The sequence below is a fragment of the Pacificimonas flava genome, assembly GCF_000342165.1.
Classification (GTDB): Bacteria; Pseudomonadota; Alphaproteobacteria; order Sphingomonadales; family Sphingomonadaceae; genus Pacificimonas; species Pacificimonas flava.
The window spans coordinates 18,472-31,091 of sequence record NZ_AMRV01000005.1 but is presented as its reverse complement, the minus strand read 5'-3'; the positions used below and the strand labels follow the sequence as shown (position 1 = coordinate 31,091).

12 protein-coding genes are annotated in these 12,620 nt (G+C 67.0%); 3 read left to right on the top strand and 9 right to left on the bottom strand.

Annotated features, from left to right (window positions below; genetic code table 11):
• Positions 1-30 precede the first annotated feature (30 nt).
• Positions 31-507: a disulfide bond formation protein B gene (locus C725_RS08600; protein WP_243442725.1), complete on the top strand. Its 477-nt coding sequence runs from the start codon at positions 31-33 to the stop codon at positions 505-507.
• Entirely contained in the window at positions 465-1,046 is a 582-nt protein-coding gene (locus tag C725_RS08595) for a demethoxyubiquinone hydroxylase family protein (RefSeq protein ID WP_051051282.1), read from the top strand. The genes C725_RS08600 and C725_RS08595 overlap by 43 nt, the downstream gene beginning before the upstream one ends.
• Before the next feature lie 9 nt (positions 1,047-1,055).
• Here C725_RS08595 and C725_RS08590 read toward each other — a convergent pair whose 3' ends face one another.
• Complete coding sequence (locus tag C725_RS08590; protein ID WP_008601965.1) at positions 1,056-1,565, bottom strand: GDYXXLXY domain-containing protein; 510 nt, start codon at positions 1,563-1,565, stop codon at positions 1,056-1,058.
• Positions 1,562-2,671, bottom strand: a complete 1,110-nt coding sequence (locus C725_RS08585; protein WP_008601963.1) for a DUF2157 domain-containing protein — start codon at positions 2,669-2,671, stop codon at positions 1,562-1,564. Before C725_RS08585 ends, C725_RS08590 begins: the two co-directional genes overlap by 4 nt.
• A 148-nt stretch (positions 2,672-2,819) precedes the next feature.
• Between C725_RS08585 and C725_RS08580 the strand changes: the two genes are divergently transcribed.
• Positions 2,820-4,313, top strand: a complete 1,494-nt coding sequence (locus tag C725_RS08580; protein ID WP_051051295.1) for a replicative DNA helicase — start codon at positions 2,820-2,822, stop codon at positions 4,311-4,313.
• Positions 4,314-4,343: 30 nt separating this feature from the next.
• Here C725_RS08580 and C725_RS08575 read toward each other — a convergent pair whose 3' ends face one another.
• From C725_RS08575 to radA, 7 genes are all read right to left on the bottom strand, one after another.
• A complete protein-coding gene (locus C725_RS08575; protein ID WP_243442724.1) occupies positions 4,344-5,108 on the bottom strand; it encodes a siderophore-interacting protein in 765 nt (254 codons plus the stop codon).
• A 103-nt stretch (positions 5,109-5,211) separates the two neighbouring features.
• The gene (locus tag C725_RS08570) at positions 5,212-7,605 is read right to left on the bottom strand and encodes a TonB-dependent receptor (protein WP_008601956.1); all 2,394 of its coding nucleotides are present in this window, start codon (positions 7,603-7,605) and stop codon (positions 5,212-5,214) included.
• A 158-nt stretch (positions 7,606-7,763) separates the two neighbouring features.
• Complete coding sequence (locus tag C725_RS15365) at positions 7,764-8,591, bottom strand: DUF3298 and DUF4163 domain-containing protein (RefSeq protein ID WP_008601955.1); 828 nt, start codon at positions 8,589-8,591, stop codon at positions 7,764-7,766.
• Positions 8,592-8,623: 32 nt separating this feature from the next.
• Positions 8,624-9,985 carry a cysteine--tRNA ligase gene (gene cysS, locus C725_RS08560; RefSeq protein WP_008601953.1) on the bottom strand — a complete coding sequence of 454 codons (1,362 nt, stop codon included), beginning with the start codon at positions 9,983-9,985 and terminating at the stop codon, positions 8,624-8,626.
• Entirely contained in the window at positions 9,982-10,569 is a 588-nt protein-coding gene (locus C725_RS08555) for a CvpA family protein (protein WP_008601951.1), read from the bottom strand. Before C725_RS08555 ends, cysS begins: the two co-directional genes overlap by 4 nt.
• A gap of 252 nt (positions 10,570-10,821) precedes the next feature.
• Complete coding sequence (locus C725_RS08550) at positions 10,822-11,115, bottom strand: GIY-YIG nuclease family protein (protein WP_008601950.1); 294 nt, start codon at positions 11,113-11,115, stop codon at positions 10,822-10,824.
• Positions 11,116-11,236: 121 nt separating this feature from the next.
• Positions 11,237-12,610, bottom strand: coding sequence for a DNA repair protein RadA (radA, locus tag C725_RS08545; RefSeq protein ID WP_008601948.1), 1,374 nt, complete (start codon positions 12,608-12,610; stop codon positions 11,237-11,239).
• Positions 12,611-12,620 lie beyond the last annotated feature (10 nt).

Sequence of the window (12,620 nt, the reverse complement as noted above, 5' to 3'; positions counted from 1 at the left end):
CGAACGGTGAGAATGGGCGAAAGGACGCCGATGCGGACCGCCCACCTCCTCGTTCTTGTCGGCCCGGCGCTGCTGCTGGGCGGCGCCCTTTTCGGCCAGCACGTCTTCGGCCTCTATCCGTGCGAGCTGTGCATGTACCAGCGCTGGCCGCATGCCGCCGCGCTCGCCATCGGCACGATCGCCCTTCTGGTGGGCGGGGCGCCCCGCCGGGCGGCCGTCGTGCTTGCCGCCCTCGCCGTCCTCGCAAGCGGCGCGATCGGCGCCTTCCATGCCGGCGTCGAGTATGGCTGGTGGACCTCGCCCCTGCCCTGCACCGCGGTGGAAACCGGCACGAGCGGGGATTTCATGCGCGACATCATGGCGGCGCCAATCGTGCGCTGTGACGCCGCAGCCTGGGAGCTGTTCGGCATCTCGCTCGCTGGTTACAACGCGATCTTCTCATTCTTGATTGGGGGCATGGCCCTATGGCTGATGAACCGAAATTCGAGGCGGCGGTGGCAGAAATAGAGCCGCCGCGCCGCCTGCCGGGCGATCCGGGCGTCGACACGCCCTCCATGATCCGCGTCGATCAGGCCGGGGAATTCGGCGCGGCGCGAATCTATGCCGGGCAACTCGCCGTCATGGGCAGCCGCCATCCTGCCGCGTCGGAGATCGCGCGCATGAAGCAGCAGGAGCAGCGCCACCTCGACACGTTCGACCGGCTGATGACGGAGCGGCAGGTGCGTCCGACGCTGCTGTCACCCTTCTGGGACACGGCCGGTTTCGCGCTCGGCGCGGTCACCGCCCTCATGGGTCCGCGCGCGGCCATGGCCTGCACCGCCGCCGTCGAGACGGAGATCGACCGGCATTATGGCGAGCAGCAGGACGCGCTCGGCGACAGCGACCACGAGCTAAGGGCGCATATCGACGATTTCCGTGCCGAGGAGCAGGAGCACAAGGAAACCGCGATCGCGCACGGCGCGGAGGACACCTTCGGATATCCGGTGATGAGCGCGCTGATCCGCGCCGGATGCCGCGTCGCCATCGCTGCCGCCAAGCGCATCTGACCCCTCGCCTCAGCGCGCGGGCACGATATCCTCCGCAACGAGGCGGCCGCCGCGCGTCAGGCGGACCGTCGCGACCATGGGCTGCTCGCGCAGCATGCGGTCGACCGCACCCGCGCGCCGTTCGTCCAGATAGACGCGCGCCGGCACGCTGACGGCGACTGCCGCACGCTGGCCGCCGAGGGGACGGTCATATTGGACAGCGAAATCGCCCTCCGCAAGCCGCACGGGGAACGCGCATGCCGCCCCGTCCGGTTGAACGACGGCGGTGCTGCCGTCGGGCGGCGGGCCCTCCAGGCAGATCTGGCAGGAGGACCCGGTGCAGTCGGCCGGATCGCCCGACAATCGCCAATCATAGGTGAAGGCGGCGTACCGGCCACGAAGGGGATCGCGCGGATCGTAGCCGCGGACGGGAATGCGCCATTCGCTAGCGCCGCTGAGCGCGATCTGGTTCGCGGCGATCCCGGCGGCGGTGCCGACGAGAGGCAGCAGCAGAGCGGCGGCAAGCAGGGCGGGCTTCATGCGGGCACCTCCCGAAGCAGGCGGCGGCTGGCATAGGCGAGAAGGATGAGGAGTACGCCGGCGGCGATCAGGCCCAGGCCGGTCATGGCCAGCGATCCGAACAGCTCGAAATAGACGATGAACAGACGCACCGCGATGGCCCCCACCGCGACGCCGAACAGCAAGCGGTATCCGGCGCGCGCGGCCGTATAGCCGACCGCTGCCCACATGGCGCCGTAGACGAGCGCGCCGACCAGACGGGACGGCCAATCGTCGTTATGCGGAATGCAGATGGCGAGTGTAAGCGCGATGGCCGGTCCGATCAGCAGCGAGACCGCGACATCCCGCGGCAGGCGTGCAAAGCGCAGCACCAGCCACAAAGACAGAACCGCTGCCGCCGCAACGGGGATCATTCGCATCAGCATCTCGCCCGCATCGCTGCTGCTGATCGTTCCCGCCCAGGCGAGATGGGCCAGGCTGATAGCGGGCAGGATCACGGCCAACCCCGCTTCCGTCAGGCCGCCGCCGAAGGGCCGCCGCGCGGTATAGAGCGCGCCGATCGCCACGAGCAGCCAGGGTGCGGCCATGGCGACACCCTGGATCAGAAGCTCGCCGGCGCTGCTGCCGTCCATGGCCGCCGCGCAGCTCGCCAGAGCCCAGATGGCCATGCCGGAAAATCCGAACGCCGTGAGGCGGGTGCGGCCCGCCAGCAGCAGGGCCGGGCCGGCCAGCGCCAGCCATGTCATCAGCAGGCGCCAGATCTCCCCGGAAAGCTGATAGATCTGCGCCTGCAGGGCGAGGCCGCCGAGGGCTAGACATGCCAGAAGGAACAATGCCCCCTCGCCCAGCCAGCGGCGACGCTGCCGCACGCCGATCCATGCCGCCGCGGCGCTGCCGGCCATCAGGAGGTAATGGACGCCCAGCTTCACGGCTGCCGGGATCGCATCCCAGTTGGAGCCGATGACGGCGATGATGCCCAGCGCGAGCGCCAGAAAACCGAGGCCCGCGACGGCCCACAGCCAGATGGGCCGCGCATGGGCATCCTCGTGCGCCTGAATGCGCGCGGCGGCGGCGGCGTCGATCAGCCCCGCGGTCTGCCATTCGTTCAGCTTATCGCTTAGCGCCATGATGCATGGTTTTGGAGCCGGACCACGCGATTGTCGAGAGACGGCAGCCCGCGTCCACAGCTTATCCACAGGCTTGCGCAGGCTTCTCCCCAGAATCATGCGCGCATCCGCCTCTCCCCTGGCGGCGCTTTCTGCTATGGGCGCCCGCATGGCCAGCAACCCCCTCGTTCCCACCGACATCATTCCCATCGCCCCCGGCAGCACAACGGAGATGCCGCAGAATCTGGAGGCCGAAACCGCGCTTCTCGGCGCGCTGATGCTCGACAACCGCCTGTCGGAGGATGTGCAGCTGAAGCTGAAGCCGGAGCATTTCTTCGAGCCGCTGCACGCGCGTCTCTACGAGCAGATCATGCGCCTGATCGACAAGGGCATGCTGGCGAACCCGGTGACGCTGCGCCCCCTGTTCCAGGAGGATCCGGCGCTGAAGGAACTGGGCGGCCCCGCCTATCTGGCGGCCATGACGGAGAGCACTGCCGGCCTGATCGCCGCGCGCGACTTCGCGCAGCAGATCTACGATCTCGCGCTTCTGCGCGCGCTCATCACCGTCGGGCGCGACATGGTCGAAAGCGCCACCGACACCAGCGAGGACGTCAATCCGCAGCGCAAGATCGAAGAGGCGGAAATGTCGCTCTATACGGTCGCCGAGCAGGGCGAAGCGACCGGCAATGTGCGCGAGTTCAAGACGGCGGCCGCGATGGCCGTCGACATGGCCAGCCGCGCGCTGAAATCGGGCGGGCATCTGTCGGGCTTCACGACCGGACTCGACGGGCTGAATTCGAAGACCGGCGGCCTGCACCGGTCGGACCTTCTGATTCTCGCCGGCCGTCCGGCTATGGGCAAGACGGCGCTTGCCACCAACATCGCCTTTTCCTGTGCCGAACGGTTCATGAAGGACAAGCTGGACGGCGACCCGACCGACAGTCCGGGCGCACCGGTCGGCTTCTTCAGCCTGGAAATGTCCGCCGACCAGCTGGCGACGCGTATTCTGGCGGAACAGGCGCGCGTCAATTCGGAAGATCTGCGTATGGGACGGATCAGCCAAGACCAGTTCCGCCAGCTGGGCCGCGCCGCCGGGCGCCTCGAGACGCTGCCGCTCCTCATCGACGACACGCCGGGCCTGACCATCGCCGCCCTGAGGAGCCGCGCGCGCCGCATGAAACGGCAGCACGGCGTGGGCCTGATCGTCATCGACTATCTGCAGCTGCTGCAGGGCACCAGCCGCAAGTCGGCGGAAAACCGCGTGCAGGAGATTTCCGAGATCACGCGCGGCCTGAAGACGCTGGCAAAGGAACTGAACGTGCCGGTCCTGGCCCTGTCGCAGCTGTCGCGTCAGGTCGAACAGCGGGAGGACAAGCGCCCGCAGCTTGCCGACCTGCGCGAATCCGGCACCATCGAGCAGGATGCCGACATCGTCATGTTCGTCTACCGCGAGGAATATTATCACGCTGCCAAAAAGCCTGAGGACGGCAGCGAAAAGTTCGCGCAGTGGATGGAGAAGGCCGAATCCATCGCCGGCCATGCGGAGGTGATCGTCGCCAAGCAGCGCCACGGCGCCACCGGCATCGTGCCGCTTTACTTCGAGGCGAACGTCACCCGCTTCAAGGACCGCGCGCCGACCGGTTACGAAGACAGCTACGAATAGCCCGCCGCCCGGCGCGCCAGCGTCTTCGGGTCAGGCGGAAACGACGTCCGTTTCCGCATCGGTGCGCTTCGCCACCTTGTGTTCGTCCTCGATCAGGCCGCGTTTCCAGTAGCTGGAGATATACAGGCGGTCGGGGCCGAGGCCGCATTCCGCGCGCAGATACTGGCGCAGGCGGCGCATCGCGTCGAACTCGCAGGCGGCCCAGGCATAGGCCGTGCCGTCGCCCCCGCCGGCCGCGCGCACGGCCCCGCGCACTGCCGCGTCCAGTACCTCCGGCCGCGCCCCGGGCGAGGGGTTGATCAGCCATTCGATGGCCATGCCGGACGGCGCGGCAATATCCTGCCGATCGTCCTCGCTCTGCACCTCGATCACGGCGCGGCCAACCGCATCCTCGGACAGCGCCTCCAGATTGACTGAGATCGCCGGCAACGCCGTCATGTCGCCGCACAGGAGGAAAGGACCACGGCCGGGCGGCAGCGGCTTTGCGGGACCGGGGCCGCCGACCTCAAGTTCATCGCCGGGCGCGGCCGTTAAGGCCCAGGAGGTGGCCGGTCCGGCGGCCGCCCCCTCTCCGTGCAGCGCGAAATCGAGCGTCAGCGCCTCCTCCGTCTGCCGGCGGATCGTATAAGTGCGCACACAGGTCTTCTCGCCGGGAATGCGCAGCTTTACATAGCCGCCATCCTGTTCCGGCGGAAAACCGGTCAGTCCCGGCCCGCCCAGAAGAACGCGGTGCATGTTCGGCGTCACGCGCGTGGTCTCGAGAACGGTCAGTCGCCTCGGTTCGGGTCTTTTCATCATCATGCCTCTCAATCGTACCGGAAGCATGTAGGGATAATGCGAACTGTTCTCAAGTTAGCGGATGGGGCGCCAGCGACGATCGCGCGGCGCCCCTGCCATCCTAGAAGCGTGCGCTGATCCCGGCGCCGTAAAAGGCCGGCTCGCCTTGAATGAAGGTCGCCGTGCCGAAGCCGCCGCCGGTATTGCCCGCGTCGATGATATAGTCTTTGTCCAGAAGGTTCGTGGCGAACCCGAAGATGGAATAGCGATCGTCCATGAAGGACACGGCGCCGCGCAGGTTGACGAGGGTATAGCCGCCCTCGCTGATGGCCTCCGTGTTCGGAATCTCGAAGAAGACCTTGCTGCGATAGGTGACCGTCGGCGTCAGCGAGAGGGCCGTGCCGCTGCCCAGATCGTAGGAGAATTCCAGGCCCGCAGCGGCGGAATGACGCGGCTGCAGGCGAAAGCGGCTGCCCGCATAGTCCGACGCACCGCCATCGTCCGGGGCGTCGATCTTCGCATCGATATAGGCGTAGCTGCCAAAGACGTTCAGCCAGGGGAAGATGCGCGCCTGCGCCTCTGCCTCGACACCCACATTGGACGCCGTGCCGGCATTCACGGGCACGATGGACCCGGTTTCGTCGAAGAAGCTGGTCTGGAAGTTGGAATAATCCTGGTAGAAGACGCCGACGGAACCGACGACGCCGCCGAGCGCGCCCTTGATGCCGCCCTCGTAATTCCAGACGCGCTCTTCCTCGACCAGGGTGAAGTCGGGGATCGTGCCGGCCGCGGACGCCTGGGCGCCGAGATCGAGAACAGGCGCGCGCCGGCCCTTCGACACGGTGCCATAGACATTGATGCCCGGCGTCAGTTCGTAAAGGGCGTTGAAGCGCGGCAGCCACGCATCGAATTCGTCGCTGACGGAAAATACCTGCCCGCCCGTGTCCGCCGTCCCGAGCAGACTCTGTCCGGGAATGCCGAGGCCGGCCAGGATCTGACTTTGCGGCTGAATGTTCGAATAGGTCGACCGCCGACGTTCGTACAGATAGCGCACGCCGGCCGTCAGCTCGAGCCCGTCCATCGGCGCGATCGTGGCGTCGGCGAAGACCGAATAACTGCTATTGTCGCCGCCATTGGTGAAGCTGCTGGCATAGGGAACGGCATCGGCCGCGCCGCCCGTCAGGATGGCGGAGGCGTTCGCCGCGTTCAGTGCGCCGTCCGCGCCGACGCATGGCGCGGCGCCGCCCTGCGCCGCCGACAGGGCGGCCTGAACCGGTGCGAAGGCGGCGAAGGGCGCGCAGGCCAGATAGGTGCCCTCGTCCGTGGAGAAGGGAACGCCCTGCGTACCGTCCTCAACGAAGATATTGCCGCCGACGAAGCCGCGGATCATGCCGCCGTTGTCATAGGCGAGACGCAGTTCGGTCGACATCTGTTCGCCCTGCGCGTCTTCCCCGAATTCCAGATAGAAGAGCGGCGAGCCGTCCGCATCGAACGTCTCCACACTGTCGAAATTGCGGTAGCCGCTGACGGAGGTCAGGGTCAGCGCGTCGGACAGCGGGAATTCGGCCGTCAGGTTCACGTCCAGCACCTGCCGCTCCAGCTTCAGCTCGTCGATGCCGAGCGCCTCCTCGCTGAACGGCGAGCCGCCCAGCTCCGCGAAGGTGAAGGGCGAGGTATCGCCGCCCGTTGGCGGAATCGACCCCGATTTGAACGCCGTGCCGGGGTTGTTCTGCTCCTCATAGGTGACGGTCAGGTCGGCCGTCCCCTCGCCCAGAAAGGCGCGGACGGACCCGCGCAGGCCGAACTGGTCGATGCCGTTCAGATCGTCCTGATCGACGCCCACCAGATCCGCGCTCGCCGTGCCGGGCTCTCCGGCGATGTTGCGGACATAGCCGTCTCGGGTTTCGTAAAAACCGGCGATGCGCGCGGATACCGTCTCGCCGCCGGTGTTCACCATTCCGTTCACCTGAACCGCGCCGAAATTGCCGTAGGAGGCCTGTGCGAAGGCACCGGGTTCCTGCTCCGGCTTGGCGGGCACGACGGAAATCGCGCCGATGGTGGCGGCGGTGCCGAACAGCGTCGCCTGCGGCCCCTTCACCACCTCCACGCGCTCGATGTCGTAAAGCTTGAAATAGGACCCGCGCGAACGCGAAACGTCGACGCCATTATAATAGATGGTGACGCGCGGCGCGATCTGCGCGCTGCCGCTGTCCGACGTGATGCCGCGAATGACGAAGCCGGGATTGTTCGCGCTCTGCTCCTGCACGACCAGGCCGGGAACGAAGGCGCTGAGTTCGTCGAATTCGTCGACATTGATGCGCTGCAACTGCTCACCGGACAGCGCGGACACGGTCACCGGCACGTCGGTGATCAGTTCCTCACGCTTCTGCGCGGTGACCACGATGACCCCGTCGGAAAGCTCGCCGGCCACCGGCTGCGAGGCGGTCTGCGCGTGGCCCGCCGTCGCGGCGACGGCCGCGAGGGAGGCACCGGCAAGGAAGTGCGTGAAGGACATGAAAGGCTCCTGAGAGGGGTTGCATCGTATTGACGATGCGGGCCTCTAGGAAGCTTGTGAGACAGACCGTTTACATTGCGGCGCAGCAATATGAAGAGCTCATGACAGCAACGATTTAGAGCAATATTGTTGCTTTGCAGCAACAGAAATACCGGGCGCTAGCCGGCTGGTACGTAAACCGTCTTCATGGCGCCGCGCAGGCCGTTCGATAGCGGGATGGTGACCTCGTAGCTGCCCTCCGCATACGGCCCGGCGGCATAGGGTTCGACCAGCACCTTCAGCGCCGGCTCTCCGATGCCGCCGTTCGACAGAGCCCAGGGGAAATCGGTCACGTCCGGACAGTCGCTGAAGCCGAGGCCGCCATCACCGACCTCTCCGCCCCGCCGGTCGGCGCGCATCCGATCGAGATTCTCGCAGAATAGCGAGGCGATCCTCTCGCGCGCCTGCGGCCAATTCACGAACAGCGCGCTGCGATCCACGGCGGCCCCCGCCTCCTTGTCCCAGAACAGCGAATCGAAGGTCGTCATGCCGTGCGCCCCGCCGTCATACCGGTAGGTTTCCGAGGTGAAGTTCATCAGGCCCGGTGTTTCGTAGCCGAGCGTCCAGTCCTGCCGGTAGCTGAGCTGGCGCGGATCCTGCCCCTCTTCCGCCAGCATCTGCGAAAACTCCCGCGCTTCCTTCTGCATTTCGGCGCGTGCCGTGTCAGCCTCAGCGCGCATGGAGGACAGCGCGCCCGGCGCGCCGGCGATTTCCGGTGGCGCGTGCCAAGCGAAATCCAGCGTCGGGCTCGTTTCGCGAATGAACAGGTCCGTCGCGAGGACAGGTCCCTGCCTGTCGTCAACCGAGGCGCGCTCGGCCTTCAGGCTTTGATTCTCCAGCCCCTCCGGCACATCGCCGCCACCTCCGCGATCCTGACCGCATGCGCTCAGCAGCAGCATGGCGGCCGCAGCAATGGATGCGAACATCGCCTTCATCGAATAGGGCATAAGCCTCCTCCCGGGTGCAAACCGCGCGGCGCTCATTTGCGGCGCCACGTCGTGCCGTTCGGCCCATCCTCAAGCAGGATGCCCTCCGCCGCAAGCGCATCGCGAATCCGGTCCGCCTCCGCGAAGTCCCTGTTCGCCTTCGCCGCAGCCCGGGCGGCGATGCGGGCGTCCACATCCACGGTCGACTCTGACGAGAGTTCACCCCGCCGCCAGATCGCCGGGTCCTCCCCCAACAAGCCGATCAGCCGCGCACTTGCCGCGAGCGCGGCCGGATCGCCGCTCAGTTGCGACAGGCGCGCGAGCGCCGCCGGCGTGTTCAGGTCGTTCGACAGCGCGGCCACGAATTCCGCATCCGGCGTGCCACCGCTCATGTCCGCGCCCTCCAGCACCCGGTACCACCGGTCCAGCGTCGCCTTCGCCTGCGCCAGAAGATCGTTCGTCCATTCGAGCGGCTGGCGGTAATGCGCCATCAGCATGGCGAGGCGGATGGTCTCGCCCCGGTGACCGGCCTCGATCAGCGACGGCACGGTGACGGTATTGCCGAGGCTCTTCGACATCTTCTCGTCCGACATGGAGAGAAAGCCGTTGTGCATCCAGTAATTCGCCAGCGGCGCGCCGTCATGGGCGCAGCGTCCCTGCGCCGCCTCGTTCTCGTGGTGCGGAAAGATCAGGTCCTGCCCGCCGCCATGAATGTCGATGGTGTCGTCCAGTTCCGTGCGGATCATGGCCGTGCATTCGGTATGCCAGCCGGGACGCCCCCGGCCCCATGGCGAATCCCAGCCGGGCTGGTCCTCCGCGCTTGGTTTCCACAGGACGAAATCCTGCGGGTTCTTCTTGTAGGGCGCGACCTCCACGCGGGCGCCGGCGATCATGTCCTCCAGCGCGCGGCCCGACAGCCCGCCATAGGCGGCGTCGGAGGTGGTATCGAACAGAACATGCCCCTCCGCCGCATAGGCATGGCCGCCCGCGATCAATCGCTGCATCAGCGCGATCATGGTCTCCAGATGCTCGGTCGCGTGCGGGGCGAGCGGCAGCGTCTCGACGCCCAGCGTGCGGGCATCCTCCACATACCAGCCCTCCGCCTCCGCGCTGACCTCGGCAATCGAGCGTCCGCTTTCGTGCGCACGGTCCATGATCTTGTCGTCGATGTCGGTGATGTTGCGCGCATGAACGACGGCATCCGCGCCGTAGCGGTGGCGCAGCAGCCGGGCGAGCACGTCGAAGACGATCTCGGGGCGGAAATTGCCGATATGCGCGCGGGCATAGACGGTGGGGCCGCAGACATACATCGTGATCCGGCCCGGATCGATGGGCACGAAATCGCGCTTCTCCCGACGCGACGTATCGTAGAGGCGGATCGCGCGCCCCGCCTCTCCCGCGCCATCACCCGTCATGGCATCATCCCCTGCGCATCCTCGAACAGATCGTCGAGCGCGTCGCGTTCGCCGGCATCATAGCCCGTCTCCTCCGGCTCCTCGTCGAAGACGGCGCTCTGATCGGCGACGAAATCGCGCACCTCCGCCGCGAACATGGAGACGACGGGACCGGACCGTGCATCCGCCAGCCAGTCCGGCCGGCCGCCGGGCATGAAGCCGAAGATAAGGATCAGGAGCATCCACACGAGCGTGACCGCCAGCAGCCCCTTCACCGCCCCGAAGCCGAAGCCCAGCAGCCGGTCGAGCGGGCCGACGACGCTTTTCTTGACGCGTCCCCCGAGCGCGGAGGCGATGCCCCGCAGCACCAGAAAGGCCGCGAAGAAGAGGACGATGACCGCCAGCACGGCCGCGGCGGTCTCGCTGTCCAGGAACCCCAGCGCGAACCGGCGCGCGTCCTCAAAGAACAGATTCACCGCGACGATCCCGCCGACCCAGGCCATCAGACCCAGGATTTCGGAGACGAAGCCGCGCTTCAGCCCCAGCAGGGCGAGGATGCCGATGACGGCGAAGAAGAAGATGTCGAAGGCAGTAAGGTCGGACATGGAAGCGGCCTGATAAGCAGATTTTCGAGTGAGGTCAGCCCCAAAGCGTTGGAGTGGAGGGGGCTGGGACGGTGAACTGGGCAATTGGGGTGGGCGGGGCAGCAGGCGCGCCGGCGAACGGCTCTTGCTCAGTGCTCACGTCCCTCCAGCCGCGCCGAACCGCCGATAGGCCCCTGCCTTCGCAGGGGCGACGAGTCTCAGCAGTGTTTCTTTCACCGTCACCCCTGCGGAGGCAGGGGTCCATCAGGACTTTCACCACAAGCCTTGCTCGTAAAGATCATCCCAGCGGGGGTTGAGGCTTTCGATCTCGCGGATCTTCCACGCGCGTTTCCAGGCCTTGATCTGCTTTTCGCGTGCGATGGCGTCCTCGATGCGGTCGAAATCCGCATACCAGACGAGGCGGGTCAGGTTCCACTTGCGGCAAAAGCTCGATCTCTTGCCGATGCGGTGCTGATAGACCCGCGCCGGCAGGTCCGCCGTAACGCCGGTATAGAGCGTGCCGTGCCGGCGGTTGGTCATGATATAGACGTGGCCGCCATAGGTCATGGCGTCTCCCTTTTCGCGATGGGCCCCTGCCTGCGCAGGGGCGACGAAAACTTTATTCCACACTTCAGACCGTCACCCCTGCGGAGGCAGGGGTCCATGGCGCAGCGTTGAAGGCCTCCCCTCACCCACCGCCGGCCAGATGCGCCACCAGGTCGGCGAGGTGCGCGAATTCCTGCGCGCGCATGCCCTTGGGCGCGCTGGCGCCGGCGCGGGGCATGTAGGCCTGGTCGAAGCCGAGCTTCTGCGCCTCCTTCAGCCGCAGGGCGAGATGCATGGCCGGCCTGATCTCACCCGACAGTGCCAGTTCGCCCAGCGCGACGGCGCCAAGCGGCACGGGCCGGTCGGTGAGCGCCCCGACGAGCGCGGCGGCGACCGCGATGTCCGCCGCCGGATCGGAAATCCTGAGGCCGCCGGCGATGTTCAGATAGACCTCCGCATTGGAGAAGCTCATGCCGCAGCGCGCCTCCAGAACGGCGAGGATCATGGCGAGGCGGCCGGAATCCCAGCCCACGACAGCGCGCCGCGGCGTCGCGCCCGAAGCAAGCCGCACGACCAGCGCCTGCACCTCCACCATGACGGGGCGGGTCCCCTCCAGCGCGGGAAAGACGACAGAGCCGGCGACAGGCTCCGTGCGCTGCGTCAGGAACAGGCTGGAGGGGTTCTTCACCTCCCGCAGCCCCTCCTCCGCCATGGCGAAGACGCCGATCTCGTCGGTGCCGCCAAAGCGGTTCTTCACCGCGCGCAAGATACGGTACTGATGCGATCGCTCGCCCTCGAAATAGAGCACGGTATCGACCATGTGCTCCAGGACGCGGGGGCCGGCGATATTCCCCTCCTTCGTCACATGCCCGACCAGAAAGACCGCGCTGCCCGACTGTTTGGCGAACCGGATCAGTTCCTGCGAGGCGGCGCGCACCTGCGCCACCGTGCCGGGCGCGCCCTCCAGCATGTCCGAATGCATGGTCTGCACCGAATCGATGATGAGGAGGGCGGGCGGCTCCCCCTCCGACAGGGTCGTCAGAATATCGCGCACGGAGGTGACGCTGGCGAGTTCGACCGGCGCGTCGCCAAGGCCGAGGCGCTGCGCGCGCAGGCGCACCTGATCGGCCGCCTCCTCCCCCGAGATATAGACGGTACGCCTGCCCGATTTGGCGAGCCGGCCGGCCACCTGCATCAGTATGGTGGACTTGCCGATGCCCGGATCGCCGCCAAGCAGCACGGCCGAACCGGCGACGATACCGCCGCCCAGCGTACGGTCGAGTTCGGAAATGCCGGTCTTCGTCCGTTCGGGCAGCGCCGTCTGCGCGCTCAGCTGTTCCAGCCTGAAGCGCGTGCCGCCGCTGGTCAGCGAGTGTTTGGCCGAAAAGGCCGTGACGACCGCGCCGGCATCCTCGACCAGGCTGTTCCATTCGGCGCAGTCGGGGCACTGGCCCTGCCATTTCGGCTGAACCGAGCCGCAGGCCTGGCAGGTGTAGCGTTTTTGCGGTTTTGCCATGCCGCCCGGA

Coding starts and splice junctions, on each gene's coding strand:
- C725_RS08580 (WP_051051295.1), top strand. CDS start 2,820: ATGGCCAGCAACCCCCTCGTTCCCACCGACATCATTCCCATCGCCCCC.
- C725_RS08590 (WP_008601965.1), bottom strand. CDS start 1,565: ATGAAGCCCGCCCTGCTTGCCGCCGCTCTGCTGCTGCCTCTCGTCGGC.
- C725_RS08575 (WP_243442724.1), bottom strand. CDS start 5,108: ATGAAAAGACCCGAACCGAGGCGACTGACCGTTCTCGAGACCACGCGC.
- C725_RS08595 (WP_051051282.1), top strand. CDS start 465: ATGGCTGATGAACCGAAATTCGAGGCGGCGGTGGCAGAAATAGAGCCG.
- radA (WP_008601948.1), bottom strand. CDS start 12,610: ATGGCAAAACCGCAAAAACGCTACACCTGCCAGGCCTGCGGCTCGGTT.
- C725_RS08585 (WP_008601963.1), bottom strand. CDS start 2,671: ATGGCGCTAAGCGATAAGCTGAACGAATGGCAGACCGCGGGGCTGATC.
- C725_RS15365 (WP_008601955.1), bottom strand. CDS start 8,591: ATGCCCTATTCGATGAAGGCGATGTTCGCATCCATTGCTGCGGCCGCC.
- C725_RS08555 (WP_008601951.1), bottom strand. CDS start 10,569: ATGTCCGACCTTACTGCCTTCGACATCTTCTTCTTCGCCGTCATCGGC.
- C725_RS08550 (WP_008601950.1), bottom strand. CDS start 11,115: ATGACCTATGGCGGCCACGTCTATATCATGACCAACCGCCGGCACGGC.
- C725_RS08600 (WP_243442725.1), top strand. CDS start 31: ATGCGGACCGCCCACCTCCTCGTTCTTGTCGGCCCGGCGCTGCTGCTG.
- C725_RS08570 (WP_008601956.1), bottom strand. CDS start 7,605: ATGTCCTTCACGCACTTCCTTGCCGGTGCCTCCCTCGCGGCCGTCGCC.
- cysS (WP_008601953.1), bottom strand. CDS start 9,985: ATGACGGGTGATGGCGCGGGAGAGGCGGGGCGCGCGATCCGCCTCTAC.